This is a genomic window from Ornithinimicrobium sp. CNJ-824 (assembly GCF_001942405.1).
Taxonomy (GTDB): domain Bacteria; phylum Actinomycetota; class Actinomycetes; order Actinomycetales; family Dermatophilaceae; genus Ornithinicoccus; species Ornithinicoccus kibberensis.
On the sequence record NZ_MKKA01000008.1, the window covers coordinates 56,219 to 76,150 of the forward strand.

Consider the following 19,932-nt stretch of genomic DNA (forward strand, 5'->3'; position numbering starts at 1 on the left):
CACAGGCTACGCCCGGAGGGGCTGAGCACCGGGCAGGTCGTGCTGCCCCAGGTGGTGACGGGCGTAGGCGAGGGACTCGGCCAGCGCCTCCTCCCGCACGTCGGTGCGCATCTTGCGGGTGCTCACCTCCAGGCTCACCACCCCGTCGAACCCGGTGCTCACGAGGTGCTCGAGCACGTCGCCGCACCGTTGGCTCCCCCGGCCGGGGACCAGGTGCTCGTCCTTGAACGACCCGAACGAGTCGCCGAGGTGCAGGTGGCTGACCCGGTCCCCCAGGTCCTGGGCCAGGGCGAGCGGGTCGATGCCGGACGTGGCGGCGTGCGAGATGTCGAGGGTGACGTCGCCGTAGGGGAAGTCCCGCGGGTCGGGCCCGGGGAGGTAGGCCTGCATCGCGTTGACGCCGGACCGCCAGGGGAACATGTTCTCCACGGCCAGCTTCACGCCCCAGCTGGCCTGCCGCTGGGCGACCCCCTCGATGAAGTTCTCGGCATACCCCCGCTGCCACCGGAAGGGTGGGTGCACCACCACGCAGCCCGCCCCGACCTCGGCCGCCAGGTCGAGCGACCGCTCGATCTTGCCCCACGGGTCCCATCCCCACAGCCGCTGGGACAGCAGCAGGGTGGGTGCGTGGATGGCCCCGATGGTCAGGCCGTGCAGCTCGGCGAGGGAGCGCAGCGCGCCCGCCTCCTGGGTGACCGGGTCGGTCCAGACCATGATCTCCACCCCGTCGTAGCCCAGCCGTTGGGCGACGTCGAAGGCGTAGGCGGCGTTCTCGGGGTAGACCGACGAGGTCGACAGGTGGACCGGGATGTGGGTCTCAGTCATCGGGCAGTCCGTCCAGGAATCGTAGGATCAGGCCCTCTCGCAGGGCCCAGGGGCACACCGTGATGGACTCGGTGCCGAGCAGCTCCATGGCCGACTCCACGACCAGGGCCCCGGCCAGCAGCTGGGGGGCCCGGGCCGCCGACACCCCGGGGAGCCGGGCGCGTTCGGCCGCGGTGGTGCGGGCGAGCCGGGGCACGAGCCCGGACAGGTCGGCCAGGCTGAGCGTCCGGGTCACGTAGGGCCCGTCCGCCCGCGGGGCCGCCCCGCAGATCCGGGCCAGGGACCGGACCGTCTTGCTCGTCCCGACGGCCAGCTGCGGCTCCCCCACCCGGGCCAGCTGCGGCTGCACGGTGGCGATCCTGCTGCGGACCCGCTTGCGCAGGCCCCGCACGTCCTCGGGGTCGGGCGGGTCCCCGGCCAGCTCCCGGGTCAGCCGTCCGGCCCCCAGCGGCAGCGAGACGGCCACCTCGGGCTCCTCGTCCAGCCCGGCGGCCAGCTCCAGGGACCCGCCGCCGACGTCGATCATGAGCAGGCGGCCGGCGGACCACCCGAACCAGCGCCGCACCGCCAGGAATGTCACCCGGGCCTCGTCGTCGCCGTCGAGGACCTGCAGGTCGCGCCCGAGGCGGTCGCCACGCCCGCCAGCACGTCCTCGGTGTTGCCGGCGTCGCGGATGGCGCTCGTGGCGAACCCCATCACCTGCGAGACCCCTCGGCTCTCGGCGACCTCGACGCAGTCGACGACGAGCCTGGCCAGCGTGGCGGCCCCCTCCGGGGAGATGTCACCGTCCGCGGTGAGGTGCTCGGCCAGCCGCAGGGGCACGCTGTGGGACCAGTCGGGCCGCGGGTGCGCGCCCGGGTGCGCGTCCACGACCAGCAGGTGGACGGTGTTGGAGCCGACGTCGATGACTCCGAGGCGCATGCCCGTCATTATTGCCCCCTACCCTGGCGGGGTGACGGAGACCCCGCTGGACGCACCCCGCGCGTGGGTCGAGTTCGTGGACCCCGCGGAACCGGCGCAGCGCGTCAGGGCGGACCTGACCTGGTTGACCTCGCGCTGGCACTGCCTGTTCGGCCAGGGGTGCCGCGGCATCGACGCCACCCGGCCGGAGGCGGGGTGCTGCACGCTCGGGGCCCATCTCACCGACGTCGACGACCTGGAGCGGGTGGGCCGCGCCGTCGACCGGCTGGACGCCTCCGTCTGGCAGCAGCACGCCGTCGGGACCCGGGAGGCTGGCACGTGCCGGAGGAGGACACCACCGCCACCCGCGTCGTCGACGGCGCCTGCATCTTCCTCAACGACCCGGGGTTCCCCGGTGGTGCCGGATGCGCCCTGCACGCGCTGGCCCTGGCCGAGGGCCGCGAGCCGCTGACCACCAAGCCGGACGTCTGCTGGCAGCTGCCCGTCCGCCGGTCCTACCGGGAGGTGGAGCTGCCCGACGGCCAGGCCTACCTGGAGGTGACGGTCACCGAGTTCGACCGCCGGTCGTGGGGTCCCGGCGGGCACGACCTGGACTGGTACTGCACCGGGTCCCCCGACGCGCACACCGCCGCCGAACCGGTCTGGCGGTCCCTGCGGGCCGAGCTGGTGGAGCTCCTCGGGGCCGAGGCGTATGCCGTGCTCGCCCGGTTCTGCGAGGAGCACGAGCGCCGCCGGCTGCCCCTCCTGGTGCACCCGGCCACCGAGGCTGCCCGCGGGACCGGGGGCGGGAGGGGCCGGACGGACTGACGGGGGGATGGCCCGACGGGCAGGGCCTGTCGGTCGCGGCCCCTACGCTGGCCGGGTGGCGAGCAGGAGCGGGACCAGACCGACGTACCGGTGCACCGAGTGCGGCTGGACGACCGTGAAGTGGGTCGGCCGGTGCGGGGAGTGCCAGGCCTGGGGCACCGTGGTGGAGCAGGGCGCACCGGCGGCGGTGCGCACGTCCGCCCAGCCGCCGCCCCGGCCGGCCCGCCCGATCGCCGACGTCGACGCCCGGACCGCCCGAGCACGGCCGACGGGGGTCGGGGAGTTCGACCGGGTCCTGGGTGGTGGCCTCGTCCCGGGGGCGGTCGTCCTCATGGCCGGCGAGCCCGGGATCGGCAAGTCCACGCTGGCCCTCGACGTCGCCGCCCGGGCCGCCCGGGACGGACGGCGCGTGCTCTACGTCTCCGGGGAGGAGTCGGCCGCGCAGGTCAAGCTCCGCGCCGAGCGGATCGGCGCCCTCGCGGACACGCTCTACCTCGCCGCCGAGACCGACCTGGCCACGATCCTGGGGCAGGTGGAGCAGACCGACCCCGAGCTGCTCGTCGTGGACTCCGTGCAGACCGTGGCCTCGGCCGAGGTGGAGGGGGCGCCCGGCAACGTGGGCCAGGTCCGCGAGGTCGCCGCCGCCCTCATCCAGGCCGCCAAGTCCCGCGGCATCGCGGCCGTGCTCATCGGGCACGTCACCAAGGACGGGTCGATCGCCGGGCCGCGGGTGCTCGAGCACCTCGTGGACGTCGTCGTCCAGTTCGAGGGCGAACGCCACTCCCGCCTGCGGCTGGTCCGGGCCGCGAAGAACCGCTTCGGCCCGACCGACGAGGTCGGCTGCTTCGACCTGGGCGACGGCGGCATCACCGGGCTGCCCGACCCCAGCGGGCTCTTCCTGACCAGTCGTGACCGACCCGTGCCGGGGACCTGCGTCACGGTCACCCTCGAGGGGCGCCGGCCCCTCGTGGCCGAGCTGCAGGCCCTCGTCAGCGAGGCGGCGGCCGGCTCCCCGCGACGCACCACCAGCGGCCTGGACTCCTCCCGGCTGGCGATGGTGCTGGCGGTCCTCGGCCAGCGGGCCGGGGTGCCGCTCGGCCGGCACGACTGCTACGCGAGCACGGTGGGCGGGGTCCGGCTGACCGAGCCCGCGGCCGACCTGGCCCTGGCGCTGGCGCTCACGGGCGCGCTGGTCGACCTCCCCCTGCCGGTCGGCACCCTCGCGGTCGGCGAGGTGGGTCTGGCCGGCGACCTGCGACCGGTGACCGGCCTGCCACGGCGGCTCGCCGAGGCCGCGCGCATCGGGTTCACCGAGGCGGTCGTCCCGACCGGTTCGTTGAGCGAGGGCGGGCCGCCCCCGGGGATGCGCGTGCACGAGGTGGCCACGCTGGCCGAGGCCGTCGCGCTCGTCGACCGGGCGGCCAGGGCCGCCGGTGCCACGGCCAGGTCGACCGTGCCCATGGACGGTTCCGGTCGGCCGGTCGAGACGGTCGCCGCCCGGGACGCATAGGATCGTCGCGGGGACGAACAGGCGGGCCCCCGGCCAGACCCGCCGGAAGGTGAGGACCGATGGCTGAGCGCACCGACGAGGACCTGCTGCGGGCCACGCTCGCCGCGGTGGCACCCGGCACCGACCTGCACGACGGCCTCGAGCGCATTCTCCGGGGCAGCACCGGGGCGCTCATCGTGCTGGGCAGCGACCGCACGGTGGAGTCGATCAGCAGCGGCGGCTTCGAGCTCGACGTGGAGTTCTCGGCCACCCGGCTGCGCGAGCTGGCGAAGATGGACGGCGCCATCGTGCTCAACCGCGACGCAGCCGGATCCTGCGGGCGGCCACCCAGCTCGTGCCCGACCCCTCCATCGAGACCCGCGAGAGCGGCACCCGCCACCGCACGGCCGAACGGGTGGCCAAGCAGACCCAGCTGCCGGTCATCTCGGTCAGCCAGTCGATGTCGATCATCGCCCTCTACGTGGCTCGACCCGCCACGTCCTGGAGCCGAGGGCCCAGATCCTGGCCCAGGCCAACCAGGCCCTGCAGACCCTGGAGCGCTACCGCTCCCGGCTGGACGAGGTCACCGCCAACCTCTCGGCGCTGGAGATCGAGGACCTGGTCACGATCCGGGAGGTCGCCTCGGTGCTGCAGCGCCTGGAGATGGTGCGCCGCATCAGCGCCGAGATCGAGCAGTACGTCGTCGAGCTCGGCGTCGACGGACGCCTGGTCGGGCTCCAGCTGGAGGAGCTGACGGGCGGCATCGGGCGGGACCGCGAGCTGGTCATCCGGGACTACGCCGCCGCGGCCGAGGCGATCCGCGAGCCCCTGGACGTGCTCGACTCCCTGTCCCGGCTCGACCCCGCCGAGCTGCTCGACCTCACCGCGGTCGCCCGCTGCCTGGGCATCACGGTCATCGGGGACGGGATGGACCACCACAGCCTCAGCCCGTTGGGCTACCGCCTCCTGCACCGCATACCCCGCCTGCCGGGGGCGATCGTCGAGCGGCTCGTTGACCACTTCGGCAGCTTCCAGGCGCTGCTCAGCGCGGGCCTGGAGGACCTGCAGCAGGTCGACGGCGTCGGGGAGGCCAGGGCCCGGGCGGTCCGCGAGGGCCTGTCCCGCCTGGCGGAGTCCTCGATCCTGGAGCGTTACTCCTGACCGCCTGGCCCCACGGCCGCCGGACCGTCGACGACGCCCACGTCCCCGGCGGCCCGGACCTCGACCGGCTGCACGGGCAGGTGCTGGACTGGTATGCCGTGCACCGCCGGGACCTCCCCTGGCGCCGCCGCGGCTGCAGCCCCTGGGGCGTGCTCGTCTCGGAGGTGATGCTCCAGCAGACCCCGGTGGCCCGCGTCGAACCGGTGTGGCACCGCTGGATGGAGCGCTGGCCCACGCCCGCCGCGCTGGCCGGCGCTCCGGCCGGGGAGGCGGTCCGGGCCTGGGACCGGCTGGGCTACCCCCGCCGGGCACTCCGGCTGCACGCCGCGGCCGGCGCGGTCGTGGAGCGGCACGGGGGCCGGGTGCCGGACGGGGAGGAGGAGCTCCGCTCCCTGCCCGGTGTCGGCGCCTACACGGCGGCCGCGGTGGCCGCCTTCGCGTTCGGGCGGCGCACCGTCGTGGTCGACACCAATGTCCGCCGGGTGCACGCACGCGCCGTCGGGGGCCGGGCGCTGCCGGCGCCGGCGCTGACCGCCGCCGAGACCGCGCTGGCCGGGCGGCTCCTGCCTGCCGACGCCCCCACCGCCGCGACGTGGAGCGTGGCCGTCATGGAGCTCGGGGCCTTGGTCTGCACCGCGCGGGCGCCCCGGTGCGGCAGCTGTCCCCTGGTCCGGCGCTGCGCCTGGGTGTCCGTCGGGTCCCCGCCCGACGACGGCCCGCCCCGGCGGGGGCAGGCCTGGGAGGGGACGGACCGGCAGTGCCGCGGCCGGCTCCTGCAGGTGCTGCGGGAGGCCGAGGGCGCGGTGGACGGCGGGCGGCTCCGGGCCGTGTGGCCCGAGGAGATCCAGCGGGAGCGGTGCCTCGACGGCCTGGTGGCCGACGGTCTCGCGGAGCCGCTGGCGGACGGGCGCTACGCCCTGCCCGGCTCGCCCCGCTGAGACACCCGCTTCCGGGCCCGGGAGACCCCGGCGGAGAGCGCCCGACGGGCCCGTTGCACCAGGGGGTAGGCTCGGGTCAGCGCCGCGTGGACGGCCTTGTTGTGGACCACGTCGATCTCACCGATCAGCTCGGTGACGCCGTCGCCCTTGGCCAGCGAGCGCTTGAAGAAGTACAGCCCGTCGGACTCGTCCAGCTCGAAGACGCCCCCCAGGTCGTAGGACTCGGCCCCGCGCCCGATGCCCCACATCATCAGCTCATGGTTCATCAGGTGGTTCGGCCGCAGCTCACGCCTGGTGTCGTTGGACCCGGCGTAGAGGTAGTAGAGCTTGCCGTAGTAGTCGACCGTCACGGCCGCGGCCAGGTCGTCGCCCTCGTGGCGGGCGCGGGCCACGGTCGTGCGGTCCGGGAAGGCGTCACGGATGCGGTGGAAGTAGCCCAGCTCCCGGGTGGTGATCTCGTTGCGCCGTCCCATGTAGGTGTAGATCTCGTGGAAGACGCGCAGGTCCTCGTCGCTGCCCCCCTGGTCGACCACGACCCCCTTCTTGCGGGCGTTGCGCACCATCCGGCGGGCCGTGCTGTTGTACTTGGCCATCAGCTCGTCCTCGGAGAGCTGCCGGCCGGACTCGTCCTGCAGCCGGACCACCATGGTGTAGCGCGGCTGGATGACGTCGTCCTTGCCGGCACCGACGTTCTTGACGACCCAGCCCGGCTGGGACCGCAGCCACCGGTCGAGGTCCTCGTCGAAGCGCACCTCCGGGTCGAAACGGGTGAGCACGGCGCGGTGCTTCCTCACCAGCGGCTGCGCCTCGGCCAGGACGCGCAGCACCAGGTCCTTGTCGTTCCAGTCCACCAGCGGCCCCCGGGGTGCGTAGAGCACCGAGAACCCGCCCGGCAGCCGGCGGACGAGCAGGGTCATGGCGGCGAGGATGCGACCGTCCTCCTCGACGTACACCGCCTCCTGGCCCCACTCGCTCTTGACCGCCCCCCACCGCAGGTCCTGGGTGACGGCGCGGTGCGGGTGGGCACGGACGAACGCCGAGTAGCGGTCGACGGCGGCGGGGTCGGTGAGGTCCAGGACAGGCACGCGGACTACCGTACCCGCCCCTGGACGGCGTCCTCCCGCGCCCGGCGCCGGCGCCCCGGGCCTCGCATAGGCTGGCCCGCATGGCTCTGACGTTCGAGACCTCCCCCCCGGCCGCACGCTGGAACGCCCGGATCGCGGCCGCTCCGAACGGCGGCAACATCTACCAGAGCCACGAGCTCGGCGAGGTCAAGCGCATGGCGCGCTGGCGCCCGCTCTACGGCGAGTCGCACGGGGTGGCCATGACCATCCACGAGAAGTGGGCCCCGGGCTTCGGCAAGGTCTGGTACCTGCCGAAGGGACCCTGCGTCGCCGACACCGCCGCCCTGCGCCCCCTGGTCGAGGACCTTCGTGCGGCCGCCCGCTCCGCAGGGGTGCTCTTCGTCCGCCTGGAGCCCGAGATCCGCGAGGAGGACCGGACCGTGGCGGAGCTGACCGCGATGGGTCTGGTGCGGACCGACCCCGTCCAGCCCCATTCCTCCACGGTCGTCTTCCCCCTGCCGGGGACGGCCGACGAGCTGCTCGCCGCCTACCCGGCCAAGACCCGCAACATGGTGCGCCGGGCCGGGCGTGAAGGGGTGCAGGTCGAGCGGGCCCCCGGCACGCCGGAGACCTACGAGCTGATGTGGCGGCTGTGGTCGGCGGTCGTGGAGGACCAGGGCCTGGGCGTCCGCGGCCACGACTACTTCGTGGAGAGCTGGCGGATCATGGTCGACAGCGGCCTGGCCCAGGTGTTCGTGGCGCGCCTGGAGGAGGAGCCGCTGGCCTGGGCCCTGGTGGCCACCCTCGGCCGCTCGGCCGCCTACAAGGAGGGCGCCAGCCTGCGGGACCGCCCGGTGCCGGGCGCCAGCCAGCTCCTGCAGTACGAGGGGATGCGCTGGGCGATCGAGCAGGGGGCCCGCACCTACGACCTCGTGGGGGTGCCGCACTCCTCCCGCCTGGACGACCGGTCCGACCTGCGCTACGGCCTCGGGGTCTTCAAGCGGGGCTTCACCAAGGAGGTCACCGACTGGGTGGGCGCCTGGGACCTGGTGCTGCGCCCCCGCAGGTATGCGGTGTGGCAGCGGGTCGGGCAGCGCGTCGTGACGCGCCTGCAGCGGCGGGAACGCGGCGACGCGTTCTGGTGACGGGCACGGGCCCGGGGGGTCCGTAGGATGACCGCATGGGTCTGATCGAGAGCCGGCCACCGAACGCCGCCGAGTGGAACGCCCAGGTGGTCCGGGCCCCGGGTCGCCCCTCGATGTTCCAGACGTTCGAGTTCGCGCAGGTCAAGGCCCGCGCAGGGTGGAGCCCCCGCTACCTGGTCGTCGACGGGGTCGCCGTGACCGTGCACACGCGGCAGGCGCCGGGTCTGGGGTCGGTGTGGTACGTCCCCAAGGGACCCTCGGTGGCCGAACCTGCGCAGCTGGAGCCCCTCCTGGCCCAGCTGGCCGACCTGGCCCGGGACGCCGGTGCCTTCCTCCTCAAGGTCGAGCCCGAGCTGCTGGAGAACCCCGAGAACCTGGCGGCCCTGGGGTCGATGGGCCTGGTGCGGGCAGGACGGGTGCAGACCAACGCCTCCACCGTGCTCGTCGACGTCTCCGGCACCCCCGAGGAGCTCCTCTCCAGGCTGCCGGGCAAGGTGCGCAACCAGGTGCGCCGCGCCCACCGGGACGGCATCGAGGTCGAGCAGGCCGAGGCCACGGAGGACAGCTACGACCGGATGTGGCGCCTGTGGACCGAGGTCGTCGAGGACCGGGGGGTGTTCACCCGCGACCGCGACTACCAGGTCGGGCTGTGGCGCACCTTCTGCGAGTCGGGCCTGGGTCAGCTGTTCTTCACCCGCTTCGAGGGGCAGGACGTGGCCGGCGCGTTCGTCACGGTGGTCGGCGACGTCGCCTGCTACAAGGACGGTGCGAGCGTGCGGGACCGTCCCGTCCGCGGTGCCAGCCAGCTGCTGCAGTACGAGGCCATGGTCTGGGCGCAGGGCCGGGGTGCGCGCGTCTACGACCTGTGCGGCACTCCTCACTCGAGCAGGGTGGCCGACCCCGAGGACCCGTTCCACGGCATCGGGGTCTTCAAGCGCGGGTTCAACAAGGAGGTCACCGACTGGGTGGGAGCCCTGGACCTGCCGTTGCGTCCCCGTCGCTACCAGATGTGGAACCGGTTCGGCCACCGGGTGCTGGCCAAGGTCCTCGCGCGCGGCCGGAGCGGCGCGACCTTCTTCTGACCGACCGGGCCCTCAGTAGAACAGCGGGTTGCGGGCCCGGGTGAGCCGGGCGTACACCCGCCGGCCGAGGCGGTCCCACGCGGCGGTGCGGCGGCGGTCCACGACCAGCCGCGTGGTGCCGACCGTGTCGGTGATCGGGCCGAAGGCCGTCTTGAACTGCACCAGCCGTGCAAGGGGTGGTCGGGGTCGTCGGCCTGCCAGCTGGGCGCGCGCCGTAGAGGTCGTAGGTGGTGGCCCCGTGCTCCTTGCACCACCGGATGGACTCCCACTGCACGCGGTACTGCAGACCGTTGGCCGACGGGGTGCGCACCGAACCGCCGTCGCGGTAGTAGCCCAGGTGGCCGTGCTTCCAGATGAAGGCGGCGGCCTCGGGGTCGGCCACGTCGGCGGACGAGCGGGCCAGCACGACGTGCCCCTGACCGAGGTCGCGGTAGAGCCGCCAGGCCGTGACGTAGTAGTCCTTGGGGCGCAGGGGGAAGCCCGCGCGTTCGACCGTCGGGGCGTAGAGCTGCCAGAAGGCCTCGATGGCCTCGTCGTCGGTGCGGTGCTCGATGACCGCGTCGGCCGACTTCCGGATGGACCGACGCGCCCGTTGCCGGAAGGAGGCGAGCAGCTCCTCCTCGGTGGGGCGCAGGTCCAGCAGCACGGTGTGGTGGCCCTGCTGGAGGTCGAGGAACTCCTCCAGGCCCGGGACGTCGGCCACCAGCTCGGACCGGGCCCGCGGCCCGTCGGCCGGGACGGGGGGCTCGAGGATGACCGCGAAGGCTCCGACGGTGCGCAGGTCCTCGCACACGGCCCGCACGTGCTCGGGCTCGGTCACCCGCGGCCCCATGGGTGCGTACCACAGCTCCCCGAACGGGGGCACCTTCTTGACGAGGTAGAGCGCCGGGACGGCCGGCCGGCCGGGGTGCTCGTGCACCATCAGGTGGTGCCGCGCCCACGCTCCCGCCTTGATCGTCGCGTAGGGCGGCAGCTGCATGAGGTCCATCCCACCGGGGCTGGCCCGGACCAGCTCGTCCCAGTCCGCGGTCTCCTGGGCGGTGGCGTGGCGCAACGTCATGGCGCCAACCCTAGCCGTCGGCCCCGACGGGGCCGACACCCTGGACGGGGTGGTCACGGGGGACGGGGCGCGCCCCCCGCTGGGATGCGCGCCCCGTCCTCGACCGTGGGTGTTCCGGCAGCTCGGCTCAGCCGGCGTGCTCGCCCTGCTCCTCGCCACCACCGCCGGAGGGGGCGGTCTCCACCGGCAGGGTGTCCGGCACCTCGGCCGGCTTGGGCTGCCCGGTGAAGGTGAACACCTTGTCGCGGGTCTTGTCCTGCCCGCCGGTGTCCTCGACGTCGACGACCACGATCTGCCCGGCGCCGATCTGGCCGAAGAGGATCTTCTCGGAGAGCTGGTCCTCGATCTCCCGCTGGATCGCGCGGCGCAGCGGCCGGGCGCCAGGACGGGGTCGTAGCCCTTCTTGGCGAGCAGCTCCTTGGCCGCCTGCGTGAGCTCGATCGCCATGTCCTTGTCCTTGAGCCGCACGTCCAGCTTGGCGATCATCAGGTCGACGATCTGGACGATCTCGTCCTGCGACAGCTGCGGGAAGACGATCGTGTCGTCCACGCGGTTGAGGAACTCGGGACGGAAGTGCTGCTTGAGCTCGTCGATGACCTTGTTCTTCATCCGGTCGTAGCTGCTCTGGGTGTCCGGTCCGGCGGAGAAGCCCAGGGAGATCCCCTTGGCGATGTCCCGGGTGCCCAGGTTGGTCGTCATGATGATGACCGTGTTCTTGAAGTCCACGACCCGGCCCTGCGAGTCGGTCAGGCGACCGTCCTCGAGGATCTGCAGCAGGCTGTTGAAGATGTCCGGGTGGGCCTTCTCGACCTCGTCGAAGAGGACGACCGAGAACGGCTTGCGCCGCACCTTCTCGGTGAGCTGGCCGCCCTCCTCGTAGCCGACGTAGCCGGGGGGGCGAGCCGAACATCCGCGAGACGGTGTGCTTCTCGGAGTACTCCGACATGTCGAGGGTGATGAGGGCGTCCTCGTCACCGAAGAGGAACTCGGCCAGCGCCTTGGCCAGCTCGGTCTTGCCGACGCCGGTGGGGCCGGCGAAGATGAACGAGCCACCGGGACGGCGGGGGTCCTTCAGCCCGGCGCGGGTGCGGCGGATCGCCTGCGACAGGGCGGTGATCGCGTCGTCCATGCCCACGATCCGCTTGTGCAGCTCGTCCTCCATGTGGAGCAGCCGCTGAGACTCCTCCTCGGTGAGCTTGAACACCGGGATGCCGGTGGCGGCGGCGAGGACCTCGGCGATCAGCTCCTCGTCGACCTCGGACACGACGTCCATGTCCCCGTTCTTCCACTCCTTCTCGCGCTCGGCACGGGCCTGGGTGAGCTTGTGCTCCTCGTCCCGCAGCCGGGCCGCCTTCTCGAAGTCCTGGGCGTCGATCGCCGACTCCTTCTCCCGCTTGGCGTGGAGATCTTCTCGTCGAACTCGCGCAGGTCCGGCGGTGCGGTCATCCGGCGGATGCGCAGCCGCGCGCCCGCCTCGTCGATGAGGTCGATCGCCTTGTCCGGCAGGAAGCGGTCGTTGATGTAGCGGTCCGCCATCCCGGCGGCCGCCACGAGGGCGGCGTCGGTGATGGACACCCGGTGGTGGGCCTCGTAGCGGTCGCGCAGCCCCTTGAGGATCTCGATGGCGTGCGACAGCGTCGGCTCGTTGACCTGGATCGGCTGGAACCGGCGCTCCAGGGCCGCGTCCTTCTCGATGTGCTTGCGGTACTCGTCGAGGGTGGTCGCCCCGATCGTCTGCAGCTCGCCGCGGGCCAGCATCGGCTTGAGGATGCTGGCGGCGTCGATCGCGCCCTCGGCCGCCCCGGCCCCGACGAGGGTGTGGATCTCGTCGATGAACAGGATGATGTCGCCGCGGGTGCGGATCTCCTTGAGCACCTTCTTGAGGCGCTCCTCGAAGTCGCCGCGGTAGCGGCTACCGGCCACCAGGGCCCCCAGGTCGAGGGTGTAGAGCTGCTTGTCCTTGAGGGTCTCCGGCACGTCCCCGCGCACGATCCCCTGGGCCAGGCCCTCCACCACGGCCGTCTTGCCGACGCCGGGCTCACCGATGAGGACGGGGTTGTTCTTGGTGCGGCGGGACAGCACCTGCATGACCCGCTCGATCTCCTTCTCGCGCCCGATGACGGGGTCGAGCTTGCCCTCCCGGGCGGCCTGGGTCAGGTTGCGGCCGAACTGGTCCAGCACGAGGGACCCGGCCTGCTGGCCCTCGGCCCCGCCGCTGGGTCCGACGCCGGCGCTGGCGGTTTCCTTGCCCTGGTAGCCGGACAGCAGCTGGATGACCTGCTGGCGGACCTTGTTGAGGTCGGCGCCGAGCTTGACGAGGACCTGGGCGGCCACGCCCTCGCCCTCGCGGATCAGGCCGAGCAGCAGGTGCTCGGTCCCGATGTAGTTGTGGCCCAGCTGCAGCCCCTCGCGCAGGGACAGCTCCAGGACCTTCTTGGCCCTGGGGGTGAAGGGGATGTGCCCGGTCGGGGACTGCTGCCCCTGGCCGATGATCTCCTGGACCTGCTCGCGGACCGCGTCCAGCGAGATGCCCAGGGACTCCAGCGCCTTGGCGGCGACGCCCTCCCCCTCGTGGATCAGGCCGAGCAGCAGGTGCTCGGTCCCGATGTAGTTGTGGTTGAGCAGCCGCGCCTCTTCCTGGGCGAGCACCACGACCCGCCGGGCCCGGTCGGTGAACCGTTCGAACATCGTCACTCCTCGACTAGCGTCTCGTCACGCGGTCGGCGGCCGGAGCCCACCCGCGCGGGCGTACGTCCACTCTACGTGGCGTCTGAGAACCTCAACGTCCTCGTCCACCCTCGGTGTTCCACGACGGTGGTCTGTTCGCCCCCGGCATAACGCCGGCCCGTCCGGGCGGTGCCGGCTCAGGGTCCGGTCGTGGCCGCCGCCTCGTCCGAGAGGGCCTGGCTCGGGCTGCACCCGACGGCCGCGTCGAGCCGCTTGGCGGCCTCGGTCAGGGCCTGGCGCAGCCCGGCGGTCGCCTCCTCGCCGGTCTCGCCCAGCGACTCGGCCACGAGCGTGTAGGGGATCCGCTCACCCCGGTCCTGCGCGTCGGGGGCGGTGCACAGGGTCAGGGCGGTGATCAGGCCCGGGGAGACGAAGGAGACGCCCAGGTGCTCGGGGCCGCCGCGCACCTGGGCGGCCGCCTCCGCGCGCTCCCGGGCGAGGTCGCGGGCCTCCTCCCCGAGCTGGATCGCCAACCGCACGGCCGGCTCCTGCTCGCCGGGGCCGCCGACGAGCACCTCGCAGACCCAGCTGTCCTCGTCGTCCTCGGTCACCAGCTGGCGGGGAGACTGCGCCTCGGCCCCCACCGCCGCACGCAGGGTGGCCGGCGAGACGTACTCGCACAGCCAGCCGGTGCCCGTCCCCGGCTCACCCTCCAGCCCGTCGTCGCTGGTCCGGGCGGAGTCCTCGGCCGCCACGGGGGGCGCTTCGGGCTCCTCCGAGGTGCAGGCCGACAGGGCGACGGCGAGACCGGCCACCAGGGCGGCGCCGCGACGGGACGGGACCGTGGACAGCATGCGCATGGCCGCAGATGATAAGCGGCTCAACCGGCCTTCTTGCGGGTGGAGGTGCTCTTGTCGCCCGTCTTCCTGGCCGCCGCCTTCCTGGGGGCCGTCTTCTTGGGGGCCGTCTTCTTCGCCGCCGCCTTCTTCGAGGCCGCCTTCCGGGGGGCCGTCTTCTTCGCGGGCCGGTCCGCCGCCTCCTCGGCCTCGCCCCCGTCGTCGGCCGACCCGCCGTCTCGGCGGACTCCCCGCGGCCGGCCCGGGCGCGCTCGACGGAGCGCTGCAGGGCGGCCAGCAGGTCCACGACCTCTCCGGACTCCCCGTCCTCCTCGGCCTCGGGCGGCTCGGTGACCTCCCCGCCCTCGATCTTGCTCTGCACGAGGGCCTCGACGGCCTCCTTGTAGTCGTCGACGTGCCCCTCGGGCTCGAAGTCGCCGGCCATCGACTCCACGAGCATCCGGGCCATGGCGATCTCGTTGTCCTTGGGGTCGCTGACCTCGTCGAGGTGGTCGAGCCGGGAGGCGTCCCTGATCTCGTCGGGCCACAGCAGCGTCTGCAGCACGATCGCGTCGTCCAGCACCCGGAGCACGGCCATGGTCATCCGGCTGCGCACGGACACCGTGACGACCGCCACCCGCTCGGACTCGCGCAGCGCCTCCCGCAGGAGACCGTACGCCTTGGCCCCCATGGCGTCCGGCTCGATGTAGTAGGCGCGGTCGTACAGGATCGGGTCGATCTGGGCGATCGGCACGAACCGCTCGACGGTGATCTCCTTGCTGGACCGGTTGGGCAGCGAGGCCAGGTCGTCGTCGGTGAGCACCACCGTCCGGCCGTCCTCGGTCTCGTAGGCCTTGGCGATCTCCTTGTAGGGCACCTCCTCCCCGTCGGCCTGCGCCACCCGCTTGTAGCGGATGCGGCTGCCGTCGCTGGCGCGCACCTGGTGGAACGACAGGTCGTGGTTCTCGGTCGCCGAGTACAGCCGGACCGGCACGTTGACCAGCCCGAACGACACCGCTCCCTTCCAGATCGCTCGCATTGGTCAAGGATGGACCCATGCGCCCCATGCTCGCCACCCCTGGAGACCCGCGCACCGGACCTCCGGCCGGGGCCTCCTGGGCCCACGAGATCAAGTGGGACGGCATCAGGGTGCTGGCCGACGTCCACGGCGGACGCCTCCGGCTGCTGACCCGCAGCGGGCGCGACATCGCGGTGGCCCTGCCCGAGCTGCAGGCCCTGGCCGCGGTGGGCGAGGACCTGCTCCTCGACGGCGAGGCCGTGACGATGATCGGGGGGCGCCCCTCGTTCAGCCACGTGGTCGACCGGGTGCACACGACGTCGGCCACCGCCGCGGCCCAGCTCGCCCGCACCCGACCGGTCACCTACCTCGCGTTCGACCTCCTCCGTCTGGACGGGCTGGACCTCACCGGGCTGCCGTGGACGGCACGCCGGTCGGCGCTGGAGGACCTGCTCCACGACGTGCCCGGGGTGCAGGTCCCCCCGGTCTTCGACGACGGTCGTCAGCTGCTCGCCGCCACCGGTGAGCAGGGCCTCGAGGGCGTGGTGAGCAAGCGTCGGTCGGCTCCCTACCAGCCGGGCCGGCGGTCGCCCGACTGGCTCAAGTTCCCCCACCGCGACCGCCGGAGCGTGGTCGTCGGCGGCTGGCGGGTGCAGACCGGCACCGCCGACCGGCTGGGCGCCCTGCACGTGGGGCTGCCGGTGGACGACGGCTCCGGGGCGGCCGCCCGGGACGACCGGGGACGGCTGCGGCTGACCTACCTGGGCCGCGTGGGCAGCGGCCTCGCCGGGCGGGCCGGGGACCGGCTGCAGGCGGTGCTCCGGCAGGTGCCGGTCGCGCCGTTCCCCTTCACGACCGACATCCCGCGTCCCGAGGCGGCCGGGTCGACCTGGCTGGAGCCGCAGGTGGTCGTCGACGTGGCCTCCCTGGGCATCACCCCGGGGCTGGGACGCTGCGCCAGCCGTCCTTCCAGGGGGTCCGGCCCGACCTCGCCCCGGAGGACCTCCTGGAGGTGGCACCGTGAGCAGCCAGAGCGTGCGCGTCGGCGGGCGGACCCTGCGGGTGAGCAACCTGGAGAAGGTGCTCTACCCGGCGACCGGGACGACCAAGGGCGAGGTGCTGAGCTACTACGTGGCCCACGCCGACCAGATCCTGCCCGAGCTGGCCGACCGGCCGGTCACCCGGATCCGCTGGCCGGAGGGCGTGGCCGCGGACCACTTCTTCGAGAAGAACCTTCCTCCCGGGGCCCCCGACTGGCTGCCTCGCGTGACGGTGCCCACCCCGGGGTCCTCCCGGGGCCGGGACACCGTCACCTTCCCGCTCGTGCCCGACGTGGCCGCGCTGGTCTACCTGGTCAACCTGGGCAGCCTGGAGCTGCACGTGCCGCAGTGGCGGGTGGACGAGGAGGGCACGCCCCGGCCCCCGGACAGGATGGTGGTCGACCTCGACCCGGGGCCGGGGGCGGGGCTGCGCGAGTGCGCCCGGGTCGCCGTGCTCGTGCGGGCGCGGCTGGACGCGGTCGGCCTGTCCACCTCGGCGGTCACCAGCGGTTCCAAGGGTATGCAGCTCTACGCGCCGCTGGAGGGTGCCCGGGGGGCCGACGAGGTCAGCGCCGTGGCGAGGTCGCTGGCCGAGCACCTCGCCGAGGACCATCCCGACCTGGTCACCGCCCGGATGGCCCGGGCCGAGCGGCCCGGCAAGGTGTTCCTCGACTGGAGCCAGAACAACGCCGCCAAGACGACGATCTGCCCCTGGTCGCTGCGCGGGCGGGAGCGGCCGCAGGTGGCCCTGCCCCGGTCGTGGGACGAGGTGGAGGCGGCCGACGCCGGGACGACCGAGCTGGTGCAGCGCACCCTCGACGAGGTCTGAGCCGCCGGCCGGCAGCGGCCCGACCCGCCGTCGAGGGTCGGACACCCGGGAGTAGGTTGGGAACCGCACACCATCTCTGCCGAAAGGACGTGCCATGGTCAGCGACAACGGCCCCCAGCCCAACGTGTTCGACATCGAGGAGGCCACGACGGGTAACGACGACTACCGCCGGGTCGCGTGGACGGGCAAGTATCTCCAGGTCACGCTCATGTCCATCCCCGTCGGGGGTTCCGTGGGGCTGGAGGTGCACCCCGAGACCGACCAGTTCCTGCGGCTGGAGGCGGGCCGGGGGCGGTGCGTCATGGGTCCGGCGAAGGACGACCTGGACTTCCAGCAGGACGTCGAGGACGACTGGTCGATCCAGGTGCCCGCGGGCACGTGGCACGACGTCGTCAACACCGGGGACGAGCCGATGAAGCTGTACGCCGTCTACGCCCCCGTCCACCACGCCCACGGCATCGTCCAGGCGACGGCCGACGACGCCGAGCAGGACGAGGAGTCCGGCAAGGACGAGCCGCCCTCCTGGACGGAGCAGCCGGGCTCGGGCGAGTCCGACGAGACCGCCTGAGGATCCGACGACGAAGCCCGGCCGTGCAGGTGCACGGCCGGGCTTCGGCACGTCGGCGGCCCAAGGTTCACTTCCGGGGCGGCCAGACGCCGCGGGTCAGTGCGCAGCGGCGTAGGCGTCCTGCAGCTCCTGGGAGACCCGACCGCGGGAGCTGACCTTGAAGCCGTTCTCCCGACCCCACTCACGCATCTTGGCCAGCTCGTCGGCCTTGGCCGAGGAGCCGGAACCCGAGCCCGAGCCGCGGCGACGGGTCTGGCGGCGGCCACCGGCACGGCGGGCCTCGCCGATCCAGCGGGCGAGGTCGTCCCGCAGCTGCGCGGCGTTCTCGTCGTTGAGGTCGATCTCGTAGGTCACCCCGTCGAGGGCGAACTCCACCGTCTCGGTGGCTTCGCCGCCGGAGATGTCGTCCTCGAGAATGACCTGCACACGCTGAACCATAGGCGTCTCCTGGGGGAATGTCGTGGACGTGCCGGACAGGGATTTGGCGGCACGTGTCAACTGTAGCGAACAATTGCCTCCACCGGAAAGCCCTGTGGATTTGTCGGCCAGGAATGTACGGACGGGTCAGTCTTCGGAGACGGAACGTGCCGACGTCCCGGCCTCCTTTGCGTCCTGCTCGGCCTCCCACCGACGCAGCGCCGCCCGTTCCCGACGGTCGCCCTCGACGAGGTGCTTGAGAATGACCCAGAACAGGAACAGCAGCCCGGCCGAGGGAATGAGCGCGGCCAGGACCATCCAGCTGTCGAGCAGGAAAGAGGTCATCACGCCTCCGGCTTGAGGAACGGAAAGAGGATGGTCTCGCGGATCCCCGCCCCGGCCAGCAGCATGAGCAGCCTGTCCAGGCCCATGCCCAGCCCGCCCATCGGCGGCGCGGCGTACTCCAGCGCGCGGAGGAAGTCCTCGTCCAGCTGCATGGCCTCCAGGTCGCCGCCGGCGGCCAGCAGGGACTGCTCCGTCAGCCGGCGGCGCTGGATCTCCGGGTCGATCAGCTCGGTGAAGGCGGTGCCGCGCTCCACCCCGGCGATGATGAGGTCCCACGCCTCCACCAGCCCGTCGTGGGTCCGGTGCTGCCGAGCCAACGGCTGGGCGATCTCGGGATAGTCGTGCACGAAGGTGGGCTGCAGCAGGGTCGGCTCGACCAGGTCGCCGAAGATCTCCATCGCGATGCGGCCGGCGTTGTGCTCGGGTCGGACCGGAATGTCGTGCCGTCCTGCCAGGGCCACCATCTCCTCGCGGGAGGTGCGCACGTCGACCTTTTGCCCGACCGCGGCCGAAAGGCCTTCGTAGAACGACAGCCATCGCCATTCCCCGTCCAGGTCGACCATCCCCATCGGCGTGGCGATGCGACGTTTCCCTACGGCGTCGGCGGCGGCCAGGATCATGCGTTTCATGAGCTCGGCCATGGAGTACTGGTCGCCGTGGGCCTCGTAGACCTCGAGCATGGTGAATTCCGGGCTGTGCGTGGAGTCGATTCCCTCGTTGCGGAAGATCCGCCCCATCTCGTAGACCTTTTCCACCCCGCCGACCACGGCCTTCTTGAGGTAGAGCTCCAGCGCGATCCGCAGCGTCATCGGCATGTCGAAGGCGTTCAGGTGGGTGCGGAACGGCCGGGCCGCGGCCCCCCCGTGCACCGCCTGCAGCACCGGCGTCTCGACCTCGACGTACCCCTCGTCCTCGAGCACCCGGCGCACGGCGCGGGTCACGGCGGCCCGGGCCAGCACCATCTGGCGGGCCTCCTCGCGCACGACGAGGTCGACGTAGCGCTGACGGACGCGCTGCTCCTCGGAGAGCTCCTTGTGCAGCACCGGGAGGGGTCGCAACGCCTTGGACGCCATCTGCCACTCGTCCGCCATCACCGACAGCTCACCGCGCCGGGAGGAGACGACCCGGCCGTGGACGAAGACGTGGTCGCCCAGGTCGACCCAGTGCTTCCACCGGTCGAGCGCCTCCTGGCCGACCTCGGCGAGGGAGAGCATGGCCTGGAGGCGGGTGCCGTCCCCGGCCTGCAGGGTGGCGAAGCACAGCTTGCCCGTGTTGCGAACGTGGACGACGCGGCCGGACACGCCCACCGGGTCGTTGGTCTCCTCGCCGGCGGCCAGGTGGTCCCAGCGCGCCCGCACCTCGGCGAGGGAGTGGGTCACCGGGACGGACACGGGATAGGGGTCCACCCCCGCCTCGAGCATGGCGGCCCGCTTCTCCCGGCGGATCTGCATCTGCTCGGGGACGTCGACGTCCGGGACCTCGGACTCCAGGGCCTTGTGCTGGGGCGGCTCGCTCACCCCGACAGGGTATCCGCCGGCGCGGGCGGTCCGGACGCTCCTATGGTCTGTCAAGCGTTGCCTGGGCGGGCCTGTGCTCGAGGAGTCGGTAGAGGTCTCGGGCCACGTAGCGCTTGAGGCAGCGTTTGATGTCTCGGGTGGTCTTGCCCTCGGTGGTGCGACGGGCGACATAGTCACGAGTGCCCGCTTGGTAGCGGATCCGG

General features: G+C 72.9%; 14 protein-coding genes and 5 pseudogenes. 9 read left to right on the forward strand and 10 right to left on the reverse strand.

The window, feature by feature from the left end; genetic code table 11:
- Positions 1-6: 6 nt before the first annotated feature.
- Complete coding sequence (locus BJF81_RS03610; RefSeq protein WP_075957191.1) at positions 7-825, reverse strand: sugar phosphate isomerase/epimerase family protein; 819 nt, start codon at positions 823-825, stop codon at positions 7-9.
- Positions 818-1,755: pseudogene (locus BJF81_RS03615) on the reverse strand (Ppx/GppA phosphatase family protein). The gene BJF81_RS03610 and the pseudogene BJF81_RS03615 overlap by 8 nt, the downstream one beginning before the upstream one ends.
- A gap of 309 nt (positions 1,756-2,064) precedes the next feature.
- Here BJF81_RS03615 and BJF81_RS20765 point away from each other — a divergent pair.
- The 4 genes and pseudogenes from BJF81_RS20765 (at position 2,065) to BJF81_RS03635 (ending at position 6,141) form a co-directional block, all read left to right on the forward strand.
- Positions 2,065-2,553 carry a hypothetical protein gene (locus tag BJF81_RS20765; RefSeq protein WP_342447064.1) on the forward strand — a complete coding sequence of 163 codons (489 nt, stop codon included), beginning with the start codon at positions 2,065-2,067 and terminating at the stop codon, positions 2,551-2,553.
- A 55-nt stretch (positions 2,554-2,608) separates the two neighbouring features.
- Positions 2,609-4,063 carry a DNA repair protein RadA gene (radA, locus tag BJF81_RS03625; RefSeq protein ID WP_075957192.1) on the forward strand — a complete coding sequence of 485 codons (1,455 nt, stop codon included), beginning with the start codon at positions 2,609-2,611 and terminating at the stop codon, positions 4,061-4,063.
- A gap of 59 nt (positions 4,064-4,122) precedes the next feature.
- A pseudogene (disA, locus tag BJF81_RS03630) lies at positions 4,123-5,203 on the forward strand (DNA integrity scanning diadenylate cyclase DisA).
- 98 nt (positions 5,204-5,301) lie between these two features.
- Complete coding sequence (locus BJF81_RS03635; RefSeq protein ID WP_342447065.1) at positions 5,302-6,141, forward strand: A/G-specific adenine glycosylase; 840 nt, start codon at positions 5,302-5,304, stop codon at positions 6,139-6,141.
- On the opposite strand, the gene BJF81_RS03640 is transcribed toward BJF81_RS03635, so the two are convergent.
- Positions 6,114-7,226 (reverse strand): lipid II:glycine glycyltransferase FemX, encoded by a 1,113-nt coding sequence (locus tag BJF81_RS03640; RefSeq protein WP_075957194.1) that lies wholly within the window; start codon positions 7,224-7,226, stop codon positions 6,114-6,116. The two genes, BJF81_RS03635 and BJF81_RS03640, sit on opposite strands and share 28 nt — an antisense overlap.
- Before the next feature lie 80 nt (positions 7,227-7,306).
- Between BJF81_RS03640 and BJF81_RS03645 the strand changes: the two genes are divergently transcribed.
- Together BJF81_RS03645 and BJF81_RS18995 are read left to right on the forward strand one after the other, a co-directional pair.
- Entirely contained in the window at positions 7,307-8,350 is a 1,044-nt protein-coding gene (locus tag BJF81_RS03645) for a lipid II:glycine glycyltransferase FemX (RefSeq protein ID WP_075957195.1), read from the forward strand.
- A gap of 35 nt (positions 8,351-8,385) precedes the next feature.
- A complete protein-coding gene (locus BJF81_RS18995; RefSeq protein WP_075957196.1) occupies positions 8,386-9,432 on the forward strand; it encodes a lipid II:glycine glycyltransferase FemX in 1,047 nt (348 codons plus the stop codon).
- A gap of 223 nt (positions 9,433-9,655) precedes the next feature.
- Here BJF81_RS18995 and BJF81_RS19000 read toward each other — a convergent pair.
- The 4 genes and pseudogenes from BJF81_RS19000 to ku form a co-directional block, all read right to left on the reverse strand.
- A pseudogene (locus tag BJF81_RS19000) lies at positions 9,656-10,492 on the reverse strand (lipid II:glycine glycyltransferase FemX); the annotation flags it as partial.
- A gap of 127 nt (positions 10,493-10,619) precedes the next feature.
- Positions 10,620-13,180: pseudogene (locus BJF81_RS03660) on the reverse strand (ATP-dependent Clp protease ATP-binding subunit).
- 176 nt (positions 13,181-13,356) lie between these two features.
- Positions 13,357-13,914 carry a hypothetical protein gene (locus BJF81_RS03665; RefSeq protein WP_237769993.1) on the reverse strand — a complete coding sequence of 186 codons (558 nt, stop codon included), beginning with the start codon at positions 13,912-13,914 and terminating at the stop codon, positions 13,357-13,359.
- Positions 13,865-15,034: a non-homologous end joining protein Ku gene (gene ku / locus BJF81_RS03670; protein WP_237769994.1), complete on the reverse strand. Its 1,170-nt coding sequence runs from the start codon at positions 15,032-15,034 to the stop codon at positions 13,865-13,867. The genes BJF81_RS03665 and ku overlap by 50 nt, the downstream gene beginning before the upstream one ends.
- A gap of 26 nt (positions 15,035-15,060) precedes the next feature.
- Between ku and BJF81_RS03675 the strand changes: the two are divergent.
- The 3 genes and pseudogenes from BJF81_RS03675 to BJF81_RS03685 form a co-directional block, all read left to right on the forward strand.
- A pseudogene (locus BJF81_RS03675) lies at positions 15,061-15,894 on the forward strand (ATP-dependent DNA ligase); the annotation flags it as partial.
- Positions 15,895-16,033: 139 nt separating this feature from the next.
- Positions 16,034-16,882 (forward strand): non-homologous end-joining DNA ligase, encoded by an 849-nt coding sequence (gene ligD / locus BJF81_RS03680; RefSeq protein ID WP_075957199.1) that lies wholly within the window; start codon positions 16,034-16,036, stop codon positions 16,880-16,882.
- A 94-nt stretch (positions 16,883-16,976) separates the two neighbouring features.
- Positions 16,977-17,450 (forward strand): cupin domain-containing protein, encoded by a 474-nt coding sequence (locus BJF81_RS03685; RefSeq protein ID WP_075957200.1) that lies wholly within the window; start codon positions 16,977-16,979, stop codon positions 17,448-17,450.
- 96 nt (positions 17,451-17,546) lie between these two features.
- Here BJF81_RS03685 and BJF81_RS03690 read toward each other — a convergent pair whose 3' ends face one another.
- The 3 genes from BJF81_RS03690 to lysS all read right to left on the reverse strand — a co-directional run bounded on the left by BJF81_RS03690 (position 17,547) and on the right by lysS (position 19,663).
- The gene (locus BJF81_RS03690; protein ID WP_075957201.1) at positions 17,547-17,888 is read right to left on the reverse strand and encodes a histone-like nucleoid-structuring protein Lsr2; all 342 of its coding nucleotides are present in this window, start codon (positions 17,886-17,888) and stop codon (positions 17,547-17,549) included.
- Between the two features lie 126 nt (positions 17,889-18,014).
- Entirely contained in the window at positions 18,015-18,212 is a 198-nt protein-coding gene (locus BJF81_RS03695; RefSeq protein WP_075957202.1) for a hypothetical protein, read from the reverse strand.
- Entirely contained in the window at positions 18,212-19,663 is a 1,452-nt protein-coding gene (lysS, locus tag BJF81_RS03700) for a lysine--tRNA ligase (RefSeq protein ID WP_083663971.1), read from the reverse strand. The genes BJF81_RS03695 and lysS overlap by 1 nt, the downstream gene beginning before the upstream one ends.
- Between the last annotated feature and the right edge of the window lie 269 nt (positions 19,664-19,932).

What these genes read in the sequence shown, in the direction of transcription:
- BJF81_RS03610 (WP_075957191.1), bottom strand. Translation starts at nt 825, where the DNA reads ATGACTGAGACCCACATCCCGGTCCACCTGTCGACCTCGTCGGTCTAC.
- BJF81_RS03645 (WP_075957195.1), top strand. Translation starts at nt 7,307, where the DNA reads ATGGCTCTGACGTTCGAGACCTCCCCCCCGGCCGCACGCTGGAACGCC.
- BJF81_RS18995 (WP_075957196.1), top strand. Translation starts at nt 8,386, where the DNA reads ATGGGTCTGATCGAGAGCCGGCCACCGAACGCCGCCGAGTGGAACGCC.
- ku (WP_237769994.1), bottom strand. Translation starts at nt 15,034, where the DNA reads ATGCGAGCGATCTGGAAGGGAGCGGTGTCGTTCGGGCTGGTCAACGTG.
- BJF81_RS03685 (WP_075957200.1), top strand. Translation starts at nt 16,977, where the DNA reads ATGGTCAGCGACAACGGCCCCCAGCCCAACGTGTTCGACATCGAGGAG.
- BJF81_RS03690 (WP_075957201.1), bottom strand. Translation starts at nt 17,888, where the DNA reads ATGGTTCAGCGTGTGCAGGTCATTCTCGAGGACGACATCTCCGGCGGC.
- BJF81_RS03695 (WP_075957202.1), bottom strand. Translation starts at nt 18,212, where the DNA reads ATGACCTCTTTCCTGCTCGACAGCTGGATGGTCCTGGCCGCGCTCATT.
- lysS (WP_083663971.1), bottom strand. Translation starts at nt 19,663, where the DNA reads ATGCAGATCCGCCGGGAGAAGCGGGCCGCCATGCTCGAGGCGGGGGTG.